Raw genomic sequence first — 20,468 nt, 5'->3', positions numbered from 1 at the left:
GCAGGGTGGTGCGGATGAAATCCTGGCTGCCAGGCCTGAGGACATACTTTTTGACAAAGCGTAGGGCCATTACGACGAACAACCGCGGCCTGGTGGATTGAATCGGCAGCGGAAGACTCAATATCTTAGGTGACGGGCAGCAAGGCCCGTCCCGACGTGGCTGTCCCTGATAGAGCACTGGCTCGAGGAGTTTTCATGAACGACCGTATACAAGCCTTGGTGCTGGACCTGTTTGCCCGTTTCGGCCTGGTAAAGGCCATCCCGATTCGCAGCCAGGAGCGCGAGCGGTTGGCGGCTCAGCGTCGCCACGAGCAACAGCGTCGCTGAGCGACGCGTTCAAGCGTGATCGGGCGCGGACCTGAAAGCCCAAGGGCGCCAGGTTCGCGCGGCGGCCCCTCGACAGGGACCTGAGGTCACTTGAGATTGCCGCTGAGGAATTGTCGTAGCCGCTCACTGCGCGGATTGACCAGCACATCGCTCGGCGGACCTTCTTCTTCCACCACACCCTGGTGCAGAAACAGCACCTGAGACGATACCTCCCGGGCAAAGGCCATCTCGTGGGTCACCATGAGCATGGTGCGACCTTCTTCCGCGAGAGCGCGGATGACCTTGAGCACTTCGCCGACCAGCTCCGGATCGAGCGCGGAAGTGGGCTCGTCGAACAGCATGATCTCCGGCTCCATCGCCAGGGCACGGGCGATGGCGACCCGTTGCTGCTGGCCACCGGACAGGAACGCCGGGTACTGATCGGCGACCCTTGCTGCCAGACCGACCTTCTCCAGGTACTTGCGTGCGCGGTCTTCGGCTTCCGCCTTGCCGACACCCAGAGCCTTGCGTGGCGCCAGGGTGATGTTGTCCAGCACGCTCAAGTGGCTCCAGAGATTGAAGTGCTGGAAGACCATGGCCAGGCGGGTACGCAGATTCTGCAGCTGAGCCGCATCGGCCACCCGCACCGCGCCATGGTCATCGGCCATGCGGATGGTCTCGCCGTCCAGGGTCATGGTCACGGCGTTGGGCTGCTCGAGGAAGTTGATGCAGCGCAGGAAGGTGCTCTTGCCGGAGCCGCTGGCGCCGATCAGGCTGACCACATCGCCGGTCTTGGCCTTGAGCGAGACGCCCTTGAGCACTTCGTGGTCGCCGTAACGCTTGTGCAGGCCTTCGACGGTCAGTTTGTACATGGATAGGGATTCCACAGCTGAAAAGGAATAGGGGTCACGGCGAGAGCAGGTAGCCGCTGCGATAGGCCTCGGTGCCCGCCACATGGGCGATCACCATGCCGGCCGTGGCCATGCGGCGATTGGAGCGCGCATAGAGGATACCGGCGACCGCACTGCGTACCTCCTCCACGCGATCACTGATGGGGTCGATGACCTGCGCCAGCACCTGGCCCACCTCTATGCGCTCGCCCACCTGGGCCTTGAGTACCAGCACGCCACCCTGGGAGGTTGCCACGGGCTCGACGGCCGCCAGCGGCGTGGCAGGCTCCAGCAGCGGCGGCAGGGGAGCCGCCTGGCCGCTCACGAAGCCCTGATGACGCAGGTAATGGATGATGGCATCGGCATCCGGACCGGCGAGCTCATCGCGCACGTCCAGCTGACCGCGCAGCTCCAGGGTCACCGACAGGCTGCCCATCGGCAGGCGCTCGCCGAAGCGCTGGTTGAGGTTCCACCAGAGCAGGGTGAAGCATTCGTCAAAGGACTGGCCGCCCGAGTCGGTGGCGAGCAGGCTGGCCTGCGAGCCGAAATAGCGTGCCAGCGGCTCCACCTGGGGCCAGGCTTCCGGCGTGGTGTAGAGGTGGGCCACGGCGTCGAAGTCACAGTGCAGGTCGAGCACCACCTCGGCGTCGCAGGCCAGGCGCTGCAGGGTCAGGCGTTGGCTGTCGAGCTGGGTGGTAGCGGTTTCCGCGGCCAGGGCCGTGCGGAAGGCCTCGCGCACCAGGGCCTGGTTGGTGGCGATGTCGTCACCCAGGCGCTCGGCGACGGCGGCTTCGACCTGGGCGGTCATGTCGCGAAACCGGCGGTTGAAGTTCTGGCCGGTCTCCAGCTCGTAGCGACCCAGGTGGACGTCGGCCACCTGCTGGTCCTGGCCGATGGGGTTGGCCACGGGCACCAGCACCACTTCCGCCAGCAGCTCGCCCGCGGCGTCGAGCGCCTTGAGGCGCTGCTTGAGGTGCCAGGCAGTCAGCATGCCGGGCAATTCGTCGGCATGCAGCGAAGCTTGGATATAGACCTTGCGGCCACTGTCAGTGGGGCCGAAGTGGAAGCTGTGAATGCTGCGCTCGGTGCCCGGAACCGGGGCGACCAGCTGATGGGTGAGATGGCGCATGACTACTCCGGGGCCGCGCAGGACGCGGCCGCTTGGGTCAGTGGGTCGGGCCGAGGAAGGCCAGCCAGCGGCGTTCCGCGAGGCGGAACAGGCCGATCAGGATGAAGGACACCGCCAGGTACATCAACGCGGCCAGGCCAAAGGCCTGGAAGGTCAGGAAGGTCGCGGTGTTGGCGTCGCGGGCGATCTTGAGCAGATCCGGCACCGTGGCGGTGAAGGCCAGGGTGGTGGAGTGCAGCATCATGATGACTTCGTTGCTGTAGAAGGGCAGCGACCGGCGCAGCGCCGAGGGCAGGATCACGTGCACGTACAGCCGCCAGCCGTCCAGGCCGTAGGCCTTGGCCGCCTCGACTTCGCCGTGGGGGGTGTTGCGGATGGCCCCGGCAAAGATCTCGGTGGTGTAGGCGCAGGTGTTCAGGGCGAAGGCCAGGATGGTGCAGTTCAGGCCGTCACGGAAGAAACTGCCGAGCAGTGGCTGGTCGCGCACGAAACCCAGGCTGTAGATGCCGGTGTAGCAGATCAGCAACTGCAGATAGAGCGGGGTGCCGCGGAAGACATAGGTGTAGAAGCCGATGGGCCAGCGCAGCCAGCGCCGTTCGGATACCCGCGCCACCGACAAGGGCACCGAGACCAGGAAGCCGATCACCACCGAGGCCACCAGCAGCCAGAGGGTCATGGCCAGGCCGGTGATGTGGTAGCCATCGGTCCACAGCAGGGGTTTCCAGTATTGCTGCAGGAGTTCGATCATCGCTTAGCCTCCCGCACGCCGACGTGATAGCGCCGTTCCAGGGCACCGAGGATGGCATTGGTCACGGCGGTGATGAGCAGGTAGATGACGCCGGCGACGATCAGGAAGTAGAACAGCTTGAAGGTCCCCTTACCGGCTTCCTGGGAGGCACGCACCAGGTCCGCCAGGCCGATGATGGAGACCAGCGCGGTGGCCTTGAGCAGTACCTGCCAGTTGTTGCCGATGCCGGGCAGGGCGAATCTCATCATCTGCGGGAAGGTGATCAGGGTGAAGGTCTGCCAGCGGTTCAGGCCGTAGGCCAGGGCGGCCTCGCCCTGGCCGCGCGGCACGGCGAGGATGGCGCCGCGAAAGGTCTCGGTGAAGTAGGCGCCGTAGATGAAACCGAGGGTGGCGATACCGGCGGCCATGGGATCGATGTCGATGTAGTCCCAGCCCATGTAGTCGGTGAGAGCGCCCAGCCAGTTCTGCAGGCTGTAGAAGATCAGCAGCATCAGCACCAGGTCCGGTACACCGCGGATCAGGGTCGTGTAGCTCTGCGCGATGAAGCGCAGGGGCGTGAAGCGCGACAGCTTGGCCGAGGCGCCGAGCAGGCCGAGGATGACCGCCACTACCAGCGCGAAGCCGGCGAGCTTGAGGGTCGTCAGGGTGCCTTCCAGGATCAGCGGGCCGTAGCCATGCAGGCTGAGCGTGCCCAGTCCGATGGACTGCAAGAAGGAGTCGAAGGAATTCTGCTGCATGCGTCTTGGGGGAATCGCCTGGTGAGTCCGCGGGCGCGGCGAGCGCCGGCGGTCATACGTAAAACGCCCCCGGTGGCACCAGGGGCGTCTGCCGAACCGACCTTACTTGGGATCGTAGAGGTTCAGGTCGCCAAAGTACTTCTTCTGGATCTTGTCGTAGGTACCGTCGGCGTGGATGGCCGCGATGCCCTTGTTGACGAAGGTCTTGAACTCGTCGTTGCCCTTGCGGATACCGACGGCGGTATCGGCCGGCAGCAGCTCGTCGTGGATGGCGGTGTTGACGTAGCCCTTGCCCTGGGGCGATTTCATGAAGCCACCTTCGGCCTGCAGCATGTCCTGCATAGCGACGTCGATACGGCCCGACACCAGGTCGGCGTAGACCTGATCCTGGTTCTGGTAGCTCTGCACGTTGACGCCATTGGGCGCCAGCTTCTGCTTGGCGAAGGTCTCCTGGATGGTGCCCTGCTGCACGCCCACGGTCTTGCCCTTCAGGCTTTCCGCGGTGGCCTGCAGGTTGGAACCTTCCTTGACGACCATGGAGGAGGGGCCCGACCACAGCAGGTCGGAGAAGTCGATTTGCTCGGCACGCGCCGGGGTCTTGGTCAGCGAGGACAGGATGCCATCGAACTTGCGCGCGCGCAGGCCAGGGATCAGGCCGTCGAAGTCACTCACCACCCACTTGCACTTCACCGCCAGCTTTTCGCAGATGGCGTTGCCCAGCTCGATGTCGAAGCCGACGAAGCTGCCATCGGCGGCCTGGGATTCGAACGGTGGGTAGGTGGTGTCCACACCGAAGCGGATCTCTTTCCATTCCTTGGCCATCGCCGAACCGGCGGCCAGACACAGGGCGAGCGCAGAGAGAGTCAGCCAGCTTTTTTTCATGTCGGATCCTAGAGCGAATGTGGATGAAATCATGGCGCCATTACGACGTCCGTGCCCTCGCGGGAGCAATAAGCTTACCAGTCGGCGAAGATCGTCCCAAATCTATACGCGGTTGCCGCGTTGTTTACATCCTGTAGCAGCCAGCCGCATCGAGCGGCGCGCATTATGCACCGGAACGGCGCGGCTTTCCTGCCTGGGGCGGACGAGTGCACCGCTTTGGGTCTAAAAAGACACGGCTGCGCCAAAGGTGGGCAGAAAGGTAGCAGAAGAGCCCGTTGCAATAGAGGCCGTCTCCGTTAGGTAGCAATCATCCACTGCGGCTGTGTGCAAAGGAAACGGGAGGAAGACCGGATGACCAAGGGGCAAAACGGGGTGGCTTCCGGCGCGATCCAGGTGGCGACGACTGCCCAGGTCGCGGCGGTCGCTCAGGGTTTTCAGGCCTTCGTCAGCGCCCAGCATCCGCTGTTGGCGGACGAATCAGCCGATCTTCCCCTGCAGCTTGTAATCACAGAGGCCAATCGCGTCATCGCGGGCGTGCTCGGCCGGGTGTTCTGGCAGGGCCTGGAGATCGAGGTGCTCTGGGTGGACGAGGCCTATCGTCAGCGAGGCCTGGGCAGGCGGTTGCTGCAACAGGCGGAAGACCATGCCCGCGCCCAAGGTGCCCGGGTGGCCTATCTGCGCACTGCGCAGGCGGCTGCCTTCTATGAGCGCTGCGGCTACCGGCACTGCGGCTATCTGCCGCGACCTCTGGGGACTGGGCTGCACAGCTTCCATAAGGAGCTGGGCTAGATGACCGCCCCGGGGCTGGTCCGGCAACTGGCGCGCCTGCTGGCCTTGGTAGCCTTGGCCGCACTCTATGGCGCGCTGCATGACCAGCTCAGCTATGGCATAGGTCCGGAATACTTCAGCTGTCTGAAATTCCCCCAGTTCGGCCTGCTCGATTCGGAGGTGGCGCCACGTTGGCGGGCCGCGCAGGTCGGGGTGCTGGCCGGGGCGGCCGCAGGACTGCCCTTGGGGCTGGTTCTGCTCTGGCTGACCCACCGGCGTGCTGCCGCTGATCGAGGTCTCTGGCGCGGGATCGGCGCTGTCTTGCTTGGCGCCCTGGCCTTCGCCTTGCTAGGCCGGGCCCTGGGCTGGGTCGCCCTGGACCTGGGTCGTATGCAGCAGGTACCCGCTTGCGTGCGGCATAGCCGAGGTTTCCTGCTGGCGGCCTGGATGCACGATGGCAGCTACCTGGGCGCCCTGGTCGGCTTGGCGGTATTCGCCTGGCGCACCCGCCGATCACGTTGAAGCCGTGCAAGCGCACGCTCGACGCCGGCTTCCAGGGCAAGAAAGAGCAGGGCCACGCCGCCTCCGAGCAGAGTACTGCCCAGGCGTTCCAGGGCGATGCTGGCTTCGGGAGCACCCGCCAAGGCGACCATCAGCACCGTGGTGCCGGTGATGAACAGGGTCTGCCATGAATAGCGTCCGTCCTGCAGCAGATAGGCGCCCGCCGCGCACAGCAGGCAGGCACCAGCCAGGACGAGGGGCGTGTTGTCGAGCCAGACCACCGCGCCCGCCAGCAGGCAGCCGGCCAGGGTGCCGCCCAGTCGACCCAGCCCACGGCGCCAGGTGTCGCCCAGCCGTGGCTTGAGCACCAGCAGGGCGGTCATGGGGGCCCAGTAGCCATGACCATAATCGAGCAGGCCGGTCAGGATCTGGCAAAGGGCGACCACGGCGGCGGCATAGAAGCCATAGCGGCCAAGGCGGAATCTGTCCTCGAATAGCACCACCACCTCGCGCAGGTGGGTCCTGAGCGAGCCGGTACGCAGGCGCCATTGGGAGCGGTAGAGTGCCTTTTGCAGGAGGGCGAAGAGCGCCAGTTGCAGCAGGCCGCCGGCGAGCACCAGGCCGCCGCGCCAGACCGCCTGCTGCAGGTCGCCTGGAAAGCCACCGGCCACCAGCAGGGCCACGGTCCATTGCTGGGTGATCCACCAGGGGCCGTTGCCGACGGCGAACAGCCAGGCGCAGCAGGCTGCCCAAAGGGCGCCGACGAGCACCAGCGCCGGTAGCTGATGACCGAGCAACGAGCCGACCACCGCCGAACAGGCCATGCCCAGGGCAGCCACCAGCATGGGCGCCAGGGGTTCGGCGGCAAAGCTCTTGTAGGCGCCGAAGCCGACCGTGTAGGCGCCACCGAGGGCCACCACGCAGGGTAGCCAGGCACCGGTCCACCATCCGGTGAGCAGGATCACCGCCAGCGCCGGCAGACAGGCCAGCGCCAGGGCCCAGCGGGGCTCCTGAGGCGCGCCTATGGCGCCATCGGCAACAGGAGGGGGTGACTGGCCTGCCATGGCTCAGGCCAGGAGATTCTGCAGGATGTCGAGGGTATCGGCTTCGGCCACCGGCTTGTCATGGCGCCAGCGCAGCATCCGCGGAAAGCGCACGGCGACACCACTCTTGTGGCGCTTGGACAGGGCAATCCCTTCGAAGCCCAGCTCGAACACCAGGGTCGGCTCGACGCTGCGTACCGGCCCGAACTTCTCCACCGTGGTGCGCCGGACGATGGCATCCACCTTGCGCATCTCCTCGTCCGTGAGACCGGAGTAGGCCTTGGCGAAGGGCACCAGGGTGCGTTCGGAACTCTCCGGCGGACCGTCCCAGACAGCGAAGGTGTAGTCGGAATAGAGACTGGCGCGGCGTCCATGGCCACGCTGGGCATAGATAAGCACAGCGTCCACCGAGAAGGGATCGACCTTCCATTTCCACCAGGTGCCCATGTCCTTGGTACGGCCAACGCCATAGAGCGAGTCCTGTGCCTTGAGCATCATGCCTTCCACGCCCAGGGTGCGAGAGGCCTCGCGCTGGCGGGCGAGATCCTGCCAGTCTTTGCCGTGCAGCAGCGGTGAGGGACGCAACAGCGGACTGGCACAGTGCGCTACCACCCGTTCCAGCTCGGCGCGACGCTGCCGTTGCGGTTGGCTGCGCAGGTCATGACCCTGCCATTCGAGCAGGTCGTAGGCGAGCAGGATGACCGGTACGTCCTCCAGGATCTTCTTGCCCAGGGTCTTGCGGCCGATGCGCTGCTGCAGCAGGGCGAAGGGCTGCACGCCGAAGGGGATGGGCGCGGCTGGATCGCGGGCGTCCTGGTGCTCGCTGACTTCCTCGCTGCTGAGCAGGGTGTCGGGGGCGGCGTCTTCCTTCCAGACCACGATCTCGCCATCGATCACGGTGCCATCGGGCAGCGATTCCACGAGGGGATGCAGTTCGGGAAAGCGATCGGTGACCAGGTCCTCGCCCCGCGACCAGATCCACAGCCGGCCGTCACGCTTGACCAGCTGGGCGCGGATGCCGTCCCACTTCCATTCCACCTGCCAGTCTTCGGCCGGACCCAATTGCGCCTCGAATTGCTCCACCGGCAGTTGCAGAGCATGGGCGAGAAAGAAGGGGTAGGGTTGGCCACCGCGCTGGGCGTGTTCGTCCGGACTTTCCGGGGCGACCAGGCGCGCATAGCCCTCGGCGGTGGGGCGGTGGGAAAGGTCGGTATAACCCACCAGGCGCTGGGCGACCCGCTTGGGATCCAGGTCCGCCAGGGTGGCCAGCGCGCGGGTCACCAGCAGCTTGGAAACGCCGACGCGGAATTCACCGGTGATCAGCTTGATGCAGACCATCAGGCTCTGGCGATCCAGCTGGTCCCAGAGCGGCGGCAGACGCTCGGCCAGCTCCTCCGGCGACAGGCCGCGCAGGGGCAGCAGGTATTCTTCCAGCCAGAAGGCCAGGCCTTCCGCGTTGGCGGCATCGGCGGTGGGAATCAGCAGCGCCATGGTTTCGGCCAGGTCGCCTACCGCCTGGTAGCTCTCCTCGAACAGCCACTCGGGCAGGCCGGAGAGGGCCATGGTCAGCTCACGCAGCTGCCGGGTCGGCACCAGGCGCCGGGGGCGGCCGCCGGCGAGGAAGTACACCGCCCAGGCGGCATCGGCGGCCGGGGCGCTGCCGAAGTAGTCCACCAGGGCGGCCAGCTTGGCGTTGCTGGACGTCGTGGCGTCGAGACGGCCATAGAGCTCGGCGAAGGCCTTCATGCCTGGGTCTCCGTGGCGAAGGGGGTATCGTCTTCCTCACCGTATTCGGTGGTGAAGCCCTGAGCATCCAGGCCCTGGTCACGCAGATAGCGCACCAGGGTGGCCACCGAGCCGTGGGTGACCATCACTCGTTCGGCGCCGGTCTGCTCGATGGCCCACAGCAGGCCCGGCCAGTCGGCATGGTCGGAGAGCACGAAGCCGCGATCCACCCCACGCCGGCGGCGGGTGCCGCGCAGCATCATCCAGCCGCTGGCGAAGGCATCGCTGTGCTCGCCGAAACGGCGAATCCAGGTACTGCCGCCAGCCGAGGGCGGGGCGATGATCAGCGCCTGGCGCAGCAAGGGATCGCTCTTCTTGAAGTCGCCGGCATAGTGGGTTTCCGGGATGCGGATGCCGGCTTCGCGATAGACCCGGTTGAGCGGCTCCACCGCGCCATGGGCGAGGATCGGGCCGATCTCCGGATCGAGCCCGTGCAGGAGGCGTTGCGCCTTGCCGAAGGCATAGCTGTAGAGCACGCTGGCCAGCCCCTGGGCCTGGTTGGTGCGCCACCAGGCGTTGACCTCGGCGAAGATCTCCGCCTGGGGCCGCCAGCGATAGATCGGCAGGCCGAAGGTGGATTCGGTGATGAAGGTATGGCAGCGCACCGGCTCGAAGGGGGTGCAGGTACCGTCGGGCTCGACCTTGTAGTCGCCCGAGGCCACCCAGACCTCGCCCCGGTATTCCAGGCGCACCTGGGCCGAGCCCAGTACATGGCCGGCGGGATGAAAGCTCAGCTTGACCCCGTGGTGGTCGATGACCTCGCCGTATTCCAGGGTCTGGAGGTTGATATCGGCGCCCAATCGCGCGCGTAGGATGCCAGCGCTGCCCGAGGTGGCCAGGTAGTGACCATTGCCCACCCGGGCGTGGTCGCCGTGGCCATGGGTGATGACCGAGCGCTCCACCGGATGCCAGGGATCGATGTAGAAGTCGCCAGGCGGGCAATAGAGACCGTCCGGGCGGGCGATGACGAGGTCCATGGGCGCCGCTCTGCTAGGGGATTACCCATAGGAACGGCGGCTGGGCTCTGGAGTTCGCCGCTCAGGCCTGGGCGGCGTAGCTCAAGGCCTGCTGCAGAGCCGCCTGGCCCACCACCTCGCCGATCACCAGGATCGCCGGGCTCTTCAACTGGAAGAGCGCGGCGTCCACCTGCAGCTCCTGCAGGGTCGAGCGGCATTCGCGCTGGCTGGGCAGGGAGGCGTTCTCGATCATGGCTACCGGCGTAGCCAATGGCAAGCCGCCGTCCAGCAGGCCTTGCTGAATCTCGCTGAGCCGGGCCACGCCCATGTAGACCACCAGGGTGGTACCGGTAGCTGCCAGGGCGGCCCAGTTGGGCGCCGTGTCGTCCTGGGTGTGGGCGGTGACCAGGGTCACGCCGCGGGCCACGCCCCTCAAGGTCAGGGAGATGCCGCAGGCGGTGGCACCGGCCAGGCCGGCAGTGATGCCGTTGACGATCTCGCTGCCGACACCGCGGGCGGCCAGCCATTCGGCTTCCTCGCCGGCGCGACCGAAGATGCAGGGATCGCCGCCCTTGAGCCGGGCCACGCAACGGCCCTGGCGGGCATAGCGCAGCATCAGCCGGTGGATGAAGGCCTGGGGCGTGGAGCGACAACCACCGCGCTTGCCGACGCGGATCACCCGGGCGGTCGGGCAGTGTTCGAGCACCGCCGGGTTGACCAGGTCGTCGATCATCACCACCTCGGCCTCGCCCAGGGCGCGCACGGCCTTGAGCGTCAGCAACTCGGGATCGCCAGGGCCGGCACCGATCAACCAGACTTTCCCGCTCATGTAGTGACCTCTCGTATCCAGGGTGGAGACTGTAACGCAAAAAAAAGGCGTCCCGCTGCAAGCAGCTGGGACGCCTTTGTCCGGAGGGTCTTTCCTCGCCGTTGAAGAAAGACCTATGTAATGGGTAGGTTTGCAGGCTTCATGCCAAGGCCCAGATCCGTCCATTCTGGCGGTTGGCGGCGAAAAAATCTCACCCGGCTGCCTCCTTTGTGCGCAGTGTGCTGCAAAAGAGGGCATGCCTTGGGTCGTTCAATGTCGATAGAGCCAGAGCAGTATCAGCAGCAGATTCAGCGTCAGCGAACAGGCCGCCACGATCTGCCAGGTGCGCAGGGGATCGCGCTGCAGCAGCGGCAGGGGTCGGGCCAGAGGTTGGCGTTCGCCCTGTTCCAATAGCAGCAGCGCTTCTTCGGCGGTCTCGAAGCGCTCATCGGGATCCACTGCCACGGCGCGTTGCAGCCAGTCTTCGAGCCAGGCCGGCGCATCCGGACGCCGCCGTAGCACGCTGGCGGGCGCGCCGAAGCGTGGGCGCTGGAAGGGTTCCACCTCGCCGTAGGGATAGCCACCCGTCAGCAGCTGGTAGAGGGTCACCCCGGCCGCGTAGAGATCCTGGGCCGGACTCGGCTCGGCGCCTTCGAAGGACTCTGGCGCGCGATAGCTGGGGGTGCCCGGGCTGTCCTGCAGATCCTCGGACAACTGCGGACAGTAGGCCAGACCGAAGTCCAGCAGGCGCAATTCGCCGTCCAGGCCGCGATGCAGGTTGTCCGGCTTGATGTCGCGATGGAGGATGTTGCGTCTGTGCAGCTGGCCGAGGGCGCGCAACAGGCGCGACGCCACGTCCAGCCAGTCGGCCAGCGCCAGGGGCCCTTCGCTGGTTAGCTGCTGCGCCAGCGTCCGCCCTGGGTACTCACGCTGAACGAAGTAGAGATGCGCCCGCCTGGGCAAGGGGTGTACCTCGACGAAGGCACGGCCGGCGACGCGGCGTAGGAACCATTCCTCCATGAGCAGGGCATGACCGGCCAGGGTGTCGAATTGCAGCGCCGCGGGCAGGGTCTTGAGTAGCCAGGGGCGGCCACGCTCGTCGTGGACGCGATAGAGCAGCGATTGCCGCGACTCCGCCAAGCGCTCGACCACTGTCCAGCCTTCGAAGGCCTGGCCGGGCTTCAAGGCGGGCAGCGGTGGCCAGGTGTCGGCGTTGGCCAGGGTATCGGCCAGGGAGATGTCGGGTAGGCGGTCGACCCTTACCAGCAGGGCGCTGGCATTGTCCTGGCCGCCGGCGTGCAGCGCCCCGGCCACCAGCGCCTGGGCGGTGGCATCCAGATCGGTCACGCCGTCGACGAGAATACGCCTCATGCTGTCTTCGCCCAGCGCCGCCCAGACGCCGTCGCTGACCAGCAATAGCGTCTCGCCGGTTTCCAGTTCGCCTTCGCGAAAATCCACTACCAGATGGCTTTCCAGGCCCAGGGCGCGGGTCAGGACGTGCTGCATACCGGCCTGCTGCCAAACGTGGTCGACGGTGAGACAACCGAGTCGGCCCTGATGCCAACGATAGGCGCGGCAATCACCGACATGGGCCAGGGTATAGCGCCGTCCGCGGATCACCAGGGCCGTCAGGGTGGTCAGCAGCGGTTGGCCACTGCCGGCGGCCTGCAGCCAGCGATTCTGCGCCAGCAGCAACCGCTCCAGGGCCTGGGCCACCGGCCAGGTTTCCGGGGTGGAATAATAGTCCTGGGCCAGCGCCTGCAGGGTGGCACGCGCGGCGAGTCCACCATCCGGACAACCGCTGACACCATCGGCCAGGGCGAACAGGTGCCCCTTGGTGGCTGCCAGCGCCGCGCTGGGCTGGACACTGCGCAAGGCGTCCTGGTTTTCCTTGCGTGGACCGGTCGCAGTGGCTTCGGCGAAGGCGAGTTCTAGGGGCATGGACGGAGCGCCGGAGGGGAGAGGTGACGGGCAATGCAAAAGCGATACCCGACTGCCTGACGCCCCTGGAGCACTACCAGATTTCCACGCGTTTCTCGTCCGGCCGGACCATGGCATCACCCGCCTTGCAGCTGAACGCCTTCGCGAACGACGGCATGTTGGAGGGCGCCCCGATGGCGCGGAATTTCATGGGGGCATGGGGATCGGTGTTGAGGAACAGGCGCGCCTGTTCTTCACGGATCGAGCCCCGCCAGACCCGTGCCCAGTTGAGGAAGAAGCGCTGCTCTTGGGTGTAGCCATCGATCTTGCGATTGGCTTCTTCCGGCTTCTTGGCCAGGGCCAGTTGCAGGGCGTCATAGGCCGCGTTGATGCCGCCGAGGTCGCCGATGTTCTCGCCCAGGGTGAGCTTGCCGTTGACGTGCAGCTCAGGATGGTCGGGCAGCGGATGGTAGTTGTCGAACTGCTCCACCAGCTTGCCGGTACGGGCCTCGAAGGCCTTGCGATCGGCCGGGGTCCACCAGTCCACCTGGTTGCCCGCGCCGTCGAACTTGCTGCCCTGGTCGTCGAAGCCATGGCTGGCCTCGTGGCCGATCACCGCGCCGATGCCGCCATAGTTGATGGCATCGTCGCCGTCGGCATAGAAAAACGGTGGCTGCAGGATGGCGGCCGGGAAGTTGATGGTGTTGTCGGTGGGGCTGTAGTAGGCATTCACCGTCTGCGGGTACATGCCCCATTCCTGGCGATCGGTGGGCTTGCCGATCTTGTCCAGATCATGGCGATAGTTGAAGCGTGAGGCGGCTTCCAGGTTGGCGTAGAAGCCCTGCGGCTTGAGCGTCAGGCCGCTCCAGTCCCGCCAGCGCTCGGGGTAGCCGATCTTGGGCAGGAAGCTGTCCCACTTGGCCAGGGCCTTCTGCTTGGTCTCCGGGCTCATCCAGTCGAGCTTCTCGATGCGGGCGCGAAGCGCCAGCATCACGTTGTCCACCAGTTCCTGGGCCCGCGCCTTGGCCTGGGGCGAGAAGTGCTCCTGCACATAGAGCTGGCCGAGCCCTTCGCCCATGGCGCCATTGACCGCGCTCAGCACCCGCTTCCAGCGCTCGCTCTGTTGCTGCTGGCCGCTCAGAGTCTTCTGGTTGAATTCGAAGCTCTCCTGCTGGAAGGGCTTGGACAGCAGCGGCGCGGCGTCATCGATCACGTGGGCCCGCAGATAGGCCTGCCACTGTTCGATGGGCGTCTCGGCCAGCATGCGGTCGAACTCGGCGAAGAAGCCGGGCTGGGATAAGGAAAAGCCCTGCTGGCCGGTGACGCCCTGGCTGGCGAAGAAAGCCTGCCAGTCGAAGTGCGGCGTGACCTTGTTGGCTTCGGCGAAGCTCAGGTAGTGATACTGGTTTTCCGGATTGCGCAGATCCACCGGCTTGACCGAGGCACGTGCCAGGCGACTTTCGAAGGCCAGCACCAGCTCGGCCTGGGCGGCCGCCTGGGCTTTGGGTACGCCGGTCAGGGTCAGCAGCCGTGCGAGATGACCCAGGTAGGCCTGGCGTAGCTTGGCGTAGTCGGCCTCGGTGTAGTAATCGGGTGTCGGCAGGCCCAGGCCACCCTGGTAGGCATAGGCGATCTGCTGCTTGGCGTTCTGGTAGTCGGCACCGGAGCCGAAGGAGAACACCTGCATGTCGCCTCGGGCAAAGCTCTTCTGGAGATAGGCCACCACATCGGCCGAGGTGCGCAGCCGGTCGATGGCGGCCAGCTGCGCCTGGATCGGCTGATAGCCGGCGCGCTCGATGGCGGCTTCGTCCATGCCCGAGCGATACAGCCAACCGACCTTCTGTTCTACCGAACCCTGTTCCGCGCGATCCGCCGTGCGGGCTGCGCGCTGCAGGATGGCGTGCTGGTCGTTGAGCGATTTTTCGCCCAGGGCCATGAAGGAACCCCAGCGCGACTTGTCCGGCGGGATGGGATTGGCCGAGACCCATTTCTGGTTGACGAAGGTGTCGAGGTCGCTACAGGCGGTGGCCGGGTCACCCAGTTCGGTGACGTCGAAGACAGGAGCAGCGAAAGCCTGGCTGCCGAGCAGCAGGCCGATGGTCAGGGCGAGGGGTTTCAACGCAGGCATGGGAGAAAGGGGGCTCCAGAAAAGGGCAGAGGAAAGCGGAGTAGGGGTCGAGGGTAGCGGTCGCGATGCGACCCTGCCAAGGGCCGCTGTTTCACCGGTGCTAGAAACGACGATCCCCGCCGAAGCGGGGATCGTGGGCGGTGCCTGGGATCAGAACACCGTCAGCTGCGCCAGTTGCAGCAGCGGCTGCGGATAGACGCCCAGGACGAAGGTGGCGATGGAAATGGCGATCAGCATCACGCCACCGGCGCGTTGCCCCCAATTCATCGGCGCGTCATGGCGCTGCAGGCCCTGCTCGGTCAGGTACAGGGTGACCATCACGCGCAGGTAGTAGAACAGGCCGATGGCGCTGCCCAGCACGATGGCCGCGGTCTGCCACCACATGCCCGCTTCCACGCCCACGGTGATGACGTAGAACTTGCCGATGAAACCGGCGGTGAGCGGAATGCCGGCCAGGGACAGCATCATCACCGTCAGCGCTGCGGTCAGGTACGGGCGGCGCCAGAACAGGCCGCGGTACTCGAACAGCGCATCGGCATCACGCTGGCCGTTGCTCGGGCTGGACATCAGGGTAATCACGCCGAAGGCACCCAGGCTGGTGAAGACATAGGTCACCAGATAGACCGCCACGGCTTCCATCGACAGGCCTTCGCCCGACGCCACCGCCACCAGCAGGTAGCCGAAGTGGGAGATGGAGGAGTAACCCAGCAGGCGCTTGAGGTTGCTCTGCATCAGCGCCAGCAGGTTGCCCACCAGCATGGAGGCGATGGCGATGAAGGCGATGGCATCGTGCAGCCAGCCGTCATCGCTGGCCATGGGCATGGTCTGGAACACCCGCACCAGCACGGCGAAGACAGCGACCTTGCTGGCGGTGGCCAGGAAGGCGCCAACCGGAGCCGGCGAGCCTTCGTACACGTCCGGGGTCCACAGGTGGAAGGGCACCAGGGACAGCTTGAAGCCGAGGCCGACGATCAGCATGCCGAGGCCGATTTCCATCAGCAGGCCGGTGCTGGCCGGGGCGTCCATCTGCATGCCGATATCGGCGAAGTTCAGGCTACCGGACTGGGCATAGAGCAGGGCCATGCCGAACAGCAGGATGGCCGAGCCGGCGGCGGACAGCACCAGGTACTTCATGCCGGCTTCCAGGGAGCGGCGGTTGAAGTAGCTGTAGGCCACCAGGCCGTAGACCGGCACCGACAGCAGTTCCAGGCCGATGAACAGGCCAGCGACGTTTTGCGCCGCCACCAGCACCAGACCACCGGTGGCGGAGATCAGCAGCAGCAGGTACAGCTCTTCACGGTTGCCCGGATAGCCTTCCATGTAGGCATGCGACAGGGTCATGCAGGCCAGGGTGGCGATCAGGATCAGTGCCATGTAGAAGCAGCTGAAGCCGTCGATGCGCAGCAGCGGGGTGACGTCGATGGCGCCGACGCCGAGGGCCGGGATGCAGGACAGCAGGGCCAGGTTGAGACCGATCACGCCCAGGGTGGGAATGATGGTGTGATCCCGCCGCCAGGCGATGCCCAGCATCACCACCACGGCGGTGAGGCCGGTGATGATGATCGGCAGGAGGGCGGTGAAGTGTTCGTAGGTAAAGGTCATGGCGCTCTTACCGGGCGGAAACGAGAGAGGAGAAGGCTTCGCCGAGCCACTGCTGAACACCGGCCATGCTCGCGGCCGAGGTATCCAGCACCGGCTGCGGGTAGACGCCGAGCAGCACCAGCAGCACGCCAAGCAATAGCAGCATCGACAGTTCCCGTGCGTTCAGACCCGGTAGCGCGCCTTCGGCCTTGGCCGGACCGAAGTAGGCGCGGTGGATCATGATCAGCGAATAGACCGAGGCGAACACCAGGCCGAAGGTGGCGATGACGGTGATCATCGGCACGACCGGGAAGGCGCCCAGCAGGATCAGGAATTCACCGACGAAGTTGCCGGTGCCTGGCAGGCCCAGGGATGCCGAGGCGAAGAACAGACTCAGGGCCGGCAGGTAGGGCAGGCGTGCCCAGAGACCACCCATCTCGCGCATGTCACGGGTATGCATGCGCTCGTAGAGCTGGCCGCAGAGGATGAACAGACCGGCGGCGGAGAGGCCGTGGGCGATCATCTGTACCACCACGCCCTGCAGCGCCTGGGGGCTGCCGGAGTAGATGCCGATCAGCACGAAGCCCATGTGCGAGACGCTGGAGTAGGCCACCAGGCGCTTGATGTCGGTCTGGGCGAACGACAGGATGGCGCCGTAGAAGATGCCAATGATGCCCAGCCACATGGCGATCGGCGCGAATTCCGCCGAGGCGTTGGGGAACAGCGGGATGGCGAAGCGCAACAGGCCATAGGCGGCGGTCTTGAGCAGGATACCGGCCAGGTCGACGGAACCGGCGGTCGGCGCCTGGGCGTGGGCATCGGGCAGCCAGGAGTGCAGCGGCACCACCGGCAGCTTCACCGCGAAGGCGATGAAGAAGCCCAGCATCAGCAGGTATTCCAGCTTGGGATCCAGCTGCAGTTGCAGCAGGTCTTCGTAGTCGAAGGTCAGGACGCCGGTGGCACCGTAGTTCACCAGTACCAGGGCAACGATCGCCACCAGCATGATCAGACCGCTGGCCTGGGTGAAGATGAAGAACTTGGTGGCGGCGGTGATGCGGCTCTTCTTGCCGTCCGCGGAGCTATGGCCCCACAGCGCGATCAGGAAGTACATCGGCACCAGCATCATCTCCCAGAAGAAGAAGAACAGGAACAGGTCCAGCGCCAGGAACACCCCCACCACGCCGCCGATGATCCACAGCAGGTTGAGGTGGAAGAAGCCGACGTGGCGCTGCACTTCACGCCAGGAGCAGGTTACCGCCAGCACACCGAGCAGGCCGGTGAGCAGGATCATCAGCAGCGACAGGCCATCGAGACCGAAGTGCAGGCTGATGCCGAAGCGCGGAATCCAGCTCATCTGGAATTCCGCGGTCCAGGCGGTTTCGGCGCCAGGGGCGGGAGCCAGGCTGTAGTCGCCGTGGGCCCACAGCCACAGGCCGAGTACCAGCTCCAGCAGCATGGTGAACAGGGCGATCCAGCGGGGCACCAGCGGGCCGGTCTTTTCCGTGAGGAAACAGAGCAGGCCGCCGATGAAGGGGATCAGGATTAGCCAGGGCAGAAGCATGACGTGTACTTATCCTTAGTCAGGGGGTCAGGCCAGCAGCAGCGCGCCGAGCAACAGCACGGCGCCTCCCACGATGGAAGCCGCGTACCAGCGCAGACGGCCGTTCTCGGTGATGCTCAGTGCCAGGTTGCCACCGCGAGCCACCATCGGGATCAGGCCGATGGCCTGGTCGAAGGGGTCACGGCGCAGCAGGCGGGCCAGCAGCAGGTACGGCTTGACGAAGATCAGGTCGTACAGCCAGTCGAAGCCCCAGGCGTGATACCACCAGGTCCCGAAGAAGCGACCCGGCGCGCTCTTGGCCAGGGCGGTCACGAAGGAACGCTTGCCAAGGAAGAGCAGGGCGGCCAGCAGGATACCGGCGATGGCGATGGCTCCCGAGGTGATCTCCAGGGAATGCTTGGCTTCACCACCGGCATGCCCGATCGATTCCGGCAGCACGCCTGCCAGGGGTGGCACGATCAGCGCGCCGACGAAGGTCGAGAGCACCAGCAGTACCGCCAGCGGCAGGTTGTGGGCGATGCCGTGGCCGGCATGGGCCTCGGTATGCGCCTCGCCATGGAAGGTGATGAAGATCAGGCGGAAGGTGTAGATCGAAGTCAGGAAGGCACCGGCCAGGCCTGCATAGAGCAGGTAGGTATGACCGCTGGCGAGGGCTTCCCAGAGGATCTCGTCCTTGGAGTAGAAGCCGGCGGTCACCAGCGGCAGTGCCGCCAGCGCCGAGCCACCCACCACGAAGCTGGCATAGGCCAGGGGGATCTTCTTCCACAGGCCGCCCATCTTGAAGATGTTCTGCTCGTGGTGGCAGGCCAGGATCACCGAGCCCGAGGCGAGGAACAGCAGCGCCTTGAAGAAGGCGTGGATCATCAGGTGGAAGATCGCCGGTTGCCAGGCACCCACGCCCAGGGCCAGGAACATGTAGCCGATCTGGCTCATGGTGGAGTAGGCCAGGATGCGCTTGATGTCGGTCTGCACCAGGGCGGCGAAGCCTGCTAGTACCAGGGTCACGGCACCGACGATACCGACCAGGTTGAGGATCTCCGGCGCCAGCAGGAACAGGCCGTGGGTCCGGGCGATCAGGTAGACGCCCGCGGTCACCATGGTCGCGGCGTGGATCAGTGCGGAGACCGGGGTGGGACCGGCCATGGCGTCCGCCAGCCAGGTCTGCAGCGGCAGCTGGGCCGACTTGCCGACGGCGCCGCCAAGCAGGGCCAGGGTGGCCAGCACGATCAGTGGATCACCGCTGGCGAAGACGTCGGGCGCCTTCTGCAGCAGCTCCTGGATGTCCAGGGTGCCCAGGGTCATGAACAGGATGAACAGACCAAAGGCCATGAAGACGTCGCCGACGCGGGTGACGATGAAGGCCTTCAGCGCGGCGTTGCCGTTTGCGCGCTCGCTGTAGTAGAAGCCGATCAGCAGGTAGCTGCACAGGCCCACGCCTTCCCAACCGAAGTACAGCAGCAGCAGGTTGTCGCCGAGGACCAGCAGCAACATGCTGAAGATGAACAGGTTGGTGTAGGCGAAGAAGCGCGAGTAGCCCTCTTCACCACGCATGTACCACGAGGCGAACAGGTGGATCAGGAAGCCGACGCCGGTGACCACGCCAAGCATGGTCAGCGACAGGCCGTCCAGATAGAGAGCCATGTTGGGCGCGAAGCCCTCCACGTTCATCCACTGCCAGAGGACGAGGGTCAGGTGGCCGTCGGCGGGCGGCGCGACATGGAAGTTCCAGCCGACCCAGGCGGCGACCAGCGCCGCCAGGCCCACCGAACCCACGCCGATCAGCGCGGAGAGATTCTCCGACAGCCGACCGCGGGAGAAGGCCAGCAGGAAGTAGCCGACCAGGGGAAAGGCGAAGGTGAGGGGTAGCAGGTTCATCCGTGCATCTCGCTGGCGGCATCGACGTCGAGGGTGTGGAAGCGGCGATAGAGCTGCAGCAGGATCGCCAGGCCGATACTGGCCTCGGCGGCGGCCAGGCTCAGCACCAGGATGAACATCACCTGGCCGTCGGGAGCGCCCCAACGGCTACCCGCGACCACGAAGGCCAGGGCGGCGGCGTTCATCATGATTTCCAGACTCATGAGCACGAAGAGGATATTGCGGCGGACCATCAGGCCCACCAGGCCAAGGGCGAACAGGGCGCCGGCAAGGGCCAGTCCGTGTTCCAGAGGTATGGCGTTCATTGGCTGTTCTCCAGTCCTTGGCGACTCACTCGCCGATCCCGTCTTTGACGTCGCTGCGACCCAGGTGATAGGCCGCGACCAGGGCACCCAAGAGCAGCATGGAGGCCAGTTCGACCGCCAGCAGATAGGGCCCGAACAGGCTGACGCCCACGGCCTTGGCATCTACCGAGGTGTGGCCAATGGCGGCGCCGCCCGGGGTGCGCGACAGCACCACCAGCAGCTCCACCAGCAGTGCACCGGCAAGGATCGAAGGACCGATCCAGACCTTGGGGGTCAGCCACTTGCGTTCCTGATCGGAGATGACCGGCCCGAGGTTGAGCATCATCACCACGAAGACGAACAGCACCATGATGGCGCCCGCGTAGACGATGATCTCCAGGGCGCCGGCGAAGGGCGCCCCCAGGGCGAAGAACACCATGGACACGGCCAGCAGCGAGATGATCAGGTACAGCAGGGCATGCACCGGATTGGTATTGGTGATCACCCGGAAGGTGGCCAGGACGGCCACCCCGGCAGAGAAATAGAAGGCAAATTCCACGACAGCT

At 65.7% G+C, this 20,468-nt stretch carries 19 protein-coding genes; 3 read left to right on the top strand and 16 right to left on the bottom strand.

What is annotated here, in order from left to right:
- The first annotated feature begins 195 nt into the window (after positions 1-195).
- Complete coding sequence (locus tag APT59_RS22780) at positions 196-327, top strand: hypothetical protein (protein WP_257721099.1); 132 nt, start codon at positions 196-198, stop codon at positions 325-327.
- A gap of 86 nt (positions 328-413) precedes the next feature.
- Here the strand turns inward: APT59_RS22780 and APT59_RS13625 are convergent, their stop codons facing one another.
- The 5 genes from APT59_RS13625 to APT59_RS13605 all read right to left on the bottom strand — a co-directional run bounded on the left by APT59_RS13625 (position 414) and on the right by APT59_RS13605 (position 4,692).
- Positions 414-1,178: an ABC transporter ATP-binding protein gene (locus APT59_RS13625; protein ID WP_059315348.1), complete on the bottom strand. Its 765-nt coding sequence runs from the start codon at positions 1,176-1,178 to the stop codon at positions 414-416.
- Positions 1,179-1,212: 34 nt separating this feature from the next.
- Positions 1,213-2,325 carry a succinylglutamate desuccinylase/aspartoacylase family protein gene (locus tag APT59_RS13620; protein ID WP_059315347.1) on the bottom strand — a complete coding sequence of 371 codons (1,113 nt, stop codon included), beginning with the start codon at positions 2,323-2,325 and terminating at the stop codon, positions 1,213-1,215.
- Between the two features lie 37 nt (positions 2,326-2,362).
- Positions 2,363-3,073, bottom strand: a complete 711-nt coding sequence (locus tag APT59_RS13615; protein ID WP_059315346.1) for an ABC transporter permease — start codon at positions 3,071-3,073, stop codon at positions 2,363-2,365.
- The gene (locus tag APT59_RS13610) at positions 3,070-3,810 is read right to left on the bottom strand and encodes an ABC transporter permease (RefSeq protein WP_059315345.1); all 741 of its coding nucleotides are present in this window, start codon (positions 3,808-3,810) and stop codon (positions 3,070-3,072) included. Before APT59_RS13610 ends, APT59_RS13615 begins: the two co-directional genes overlap by 4 nt.
- A gap of 102 nt (positions 3,811-3,912) precedes the next feature.
- A complete protein-coding gene (locus APT59_RS13605; protein WP_059315344.1) occupies positions 3,913-4,692 on the bottom strand; it encodes a transporter substrate-binding domain-containing protein in 780 nt (259 codons plus the stop codon).
- Positions 4,693-5,043: 351 nt separating this feature from the next.
- On the opposite strand from APT59_RS13605, the gene APT59_RS13600 reads away from it, so the two are divergent.
- Both APT59_RS13600 and APT59_RS13595 read left to right on the top strand, forming a co-directional pair.
- Positions 5,044-5,481 carry a GNAT family N-acetyltransferase gene (locus APT59_RS13600; RefSeq protein WP_059315343.1) on the top strand — a complete coding sequence of 146 codons (438 nt, stop codon included), beginning with the start codon at positions 5,044-5,046 and terminating at the stop codon, positions 5,479-5,481.
- A complete protein-coding gene (locus APT59_RS13595) occupies positions 5,482-5,982 on the top strand; it encodes a hypothetical protein (protein WP_059315342.1) in 501 nt (166 codons plus the stop codon).
- Here the strand turns inward: APT59_RS13595 and APT59_RS13590 are convergent.
- The 11 genes from APT59_RS13590 to nuoJ form a co-directional block, all read right to left on the bottom strand.
- Entirely contained in the window at positions 5,922-7,025 is a 1,104-nt protein-coding gene (locus tag APT59_RS13590) for an FUSC family protein (protein ID WP_059315341.1), read from the bottom strand. The two genes, APT59_RS13595 and APT59_RS13590, sit on opposite strands and share 61 nt — an antisense overlap.
- 3 nt (positions 7,026-7,028) lie before the next feature.
- Positions 7,029-8,750, bottom strand: a complete 1,722-nt coding sequence (locus tag APT59_RS13585; RefSeq protein ID WP_059315340.1) for an ATP-dependent DNA ligase — start codon at positions 8,748-8,750, stop codon at positions 7,029-7,031.
- Positions 8,747-9,766, bottom strand: a complete 1,020-nt coding sequence (locus APT59_RS13580; protein ID WP_059315339.1) for a ligase-associated DNA damage response exonuclease — start codon at positions 9,764-9,766, stop codon at positions 8,747-8,749. Before APT59_RS13580 ends, APT59_RS13585 begins: the two co-directional genes overlap by 4 nt.
- 61 nt (positions 9,767-9,827) lie before the next feature.
- Positions 9,828-10,574, bottom strand: coding sequence for a uroporphyrinogen-III C-methyltransferase (gene cobA / locus APT59_RS13575; RefSeq protein WP_059315338.1), 747 nt, complete (start codon positions 10,572-10,574; stop codon positions 9,828-9,830).
- A gap of 249 nt (positions 10,575-10,823) precedes the next feature.
- The gene (locus tag APT59_RS13570) at positions 10,824-12,494 is read right to left on the bottom strand and encodes a bifunctional protein-serine/threonine kinase/phosphatase (RefSeq protein ID WP_059315337.1); all 1,671 of its coding nucleotides are present in this window, start codon (positions 12,492-12,494) and stop codon (positions 10,824-10,826) included.
- A gap of 73 nt (positions 12,495-12,567) precedes the next feature.
- Entirely contained in the window at positions 12,568-14,601 is a 2,034-nt protein-coding gene (locus APT59_RS13565; RefSeq protein ID WP_237140517.1) for a M13 family metallopeptidase, read from the bottom strand.
- Positions 14,602-14,751: 150 nt separating this feature from the next.
- Positions 14,752-16,203 carry an NADH-quinone oxidoreductase subunit NuoN gene (nuoN, locus tag APT59_RS13560; RefSeq protein WP_059315336.1) on the bottom strand — a complete coding sequence of 484 codons (1,452 nt, stop codon included), beginning with the start codon at positions 16,201-16,203 and terminating at the stop codon, positions 14,752-14,754.
- Positions 16,204-16,210: 7 nt separating this feature from the next.
- Positions 16,211-17,743: an NADH-quinone oxidoreductase subunit M gene (nuoM, locus tag APT59_RS13555; RefSeq protein ID WP_059315335.1), complete on the bottom strand. Its 1,533-nt coding sequence runs from the start codon at positions 17,741-17,743 to the stop codon at positions 16,211-16,213.
- Between the two features lie 27 nt (positions 17,744-17,770).
- Positions 17,771-19,618, bottom strand: coding sequence for an NADH-quinone oxidoreductase subunit L (gene nuoL, locus APT59_RS13550; protein WP_059315334.1), 1,848 nt, complete (start codon positions 19,616-19,618; stop codon positions 17,771-17,773).
- Positions 19,615-19,923, bottom strand: a complete 309-nt coding sequence (nuoK, locus tag APT59_RS13545) for an NADH-quinone oxidoreductase subunit NuoK (protein WP_007158894.1) — start codon at positions 19,921-19,923, stop codon at positions 19,615-19,617. Before nuoK ends, nuoL begins: the two co-directional genes overlap by 4 nt.
- Positions 19,924-19,948: 25 nt before the next feature.
- Complete coding sequence (gene nuoJ, locus APT59_RS13540; protein WP_059315333.1) at positions 19,949-20,461, bottom strand: NADH-quinone oxidoreductase subunit J; 513 nt, start codon at positions 20,459-20,461, stop codon at positions 19,949-19,951.
- Between the last annotated feature and the right edge of the window lie 7 nt (positions 20,462-20,468).

Origin of the sequence: Pseudomonas oryzihabitans (genome assembly GCF_001518815.1) — a bacterium.
GTDB lineage: Bacteria > Pseudomonadota > Gammaproteobacteria > Pseudomonadales > Pseudomonadaceae > Chryseomonas > Chryseomonas oryzihabitans_E.
Note: the sequence above shows the minus strand (reverse complement) of the source record. Positions and strands in the feature narration are given on the sequence as shown.

Excerpts from the sequence above, each read along its gene's own strand:
- APT59_RS22780 (WP_257721099.1), top strand. The coding sequence starts at position 196 with ATGAACGACCGTATACAAGCCTTGGTGCTGGACCTGTTTGCCCGTTTC.
- APT59_RS13625 (WP_059315348.1), bottom strand. The coding sequence starts at position 1,178 with ATGTACAAACTGACCGTCGAAGGCCTGCACAAGCGTTACGGCGACCAC.
- APT59_RS13620 (WP_059315347.1), bottom strand. The coding sequence starts at position 2,325 with ATGCGCCATCTCACCCATCAGCTGGTCGCCCCGGTTCCGGGCACCGAG.
- APT59_RS13615 (WP_059315346.1), bottom strand. The coding sequence starts at position 3,073 with ATGATCGAACTCCTGCAGCAATACTGGAAACCCCTGCTGTGGACCGAT.
- APT59_RS13610 (WP_059315345.1), bottom strand. The coding sequence starts at position 3,810 with ATGCAGCAGAATTCCTTCGACTCCTTCTTGCAGTCCATCGGACTGGGC.
- APT59_RS13605 (WP_059315344.1), bottom strand. The coding sequence starts at position 4,692 with ATGAAAAAAAGCTGGCTGACTCTCTCTGCGCTCGCCCTGTGTCTGGCC.
- APT59_RS13600 (WP_059315343.1), top strand. The coding sequence starts at position 5,044 with ATGACCAAGGGGCAAAACGGGGTGGCTTCCGGCGCGATCCAGGTGGCG.
- APT59_RS13595 (WP_059315342.1), top strand. The coding sequence starts at position 5,482 with ATGACCGCCCCGGGGCTGGTCCGGCAACTGGCGCGCCTGCTGGCCTTG.
- APT59_RS13590 (WP_059315341.1), bottom strand. The coding sequence starts at position 7,025 with ATGGCAGGCCAGTCACCCCCTCCTGTTGCCGATGGCGCCATAGGCGCG.
- APT59_RS13585 (WP_059315340.1), bottom strand. The coding sequence starts at position 8,750 with ATGAAGGCCTTCGCCGAGCTCTATGGCCGTCTCGACGCCACGACGTCC.
- APT59_RS13580 (WP_059315339.1), bottom strand. The coding sequence starts at position 9,766 with ATGGACCTCGTCATCGCCCGCCCGGACGGTCTCTATTGCCCGCCTGGC.
- cobA (WP_059315338.1), bottom strand. The coding sequence starts at position 10,574 with ATGAGCGGGAAAGTCTGGTTGATCGGTGCCGGCCCTGGCGATCCCGAG.
- APT59_RS13570 (WP_059315337.1), bottom strand. The coding sequence starts at position 12,494 with ATGCCCCTAGAACTCGCCTTCGCCGAAGCCACTGCGACCGGTCCACGC.
- APT59_RS13565 (WP_237140517.1), bottom strand. The coding sequence starts at position 14,601 with ATGCCTGCGTTGAAACCCCTCGCCCTGACCATCGGCCTGCTGCTCGGC.
- nuoN (WP_059315336.1), bottom strand. The coding sequence starts at position 16,203 with ATGACCTTTACCTACGAACACTTCACCGCCCTCCTGCCGATCATCATC.
- nuoM (WP_059315335.1), bottom strand. The coding sequence starts at position 17,743 with ATGCTTCTGCCCTGGCTAATCCTGATCCCCTTCATCGGCGGCCTGCTC.
- nuoL (WP_059315334.1), bottom strand. The coding sequence starts at position 19,618 with ATGAACCTGCTACCCCTCACCTTCGCCTTTCCCCTGGTCGGCTACTTC.
- nuoK (WP_007158894.1), bottom strand. The coding sequence starts at position 19,923 with ATGAACGCCATACCTCTGGAACACGGACTGGCCCTTGCCGGCGCCCTG.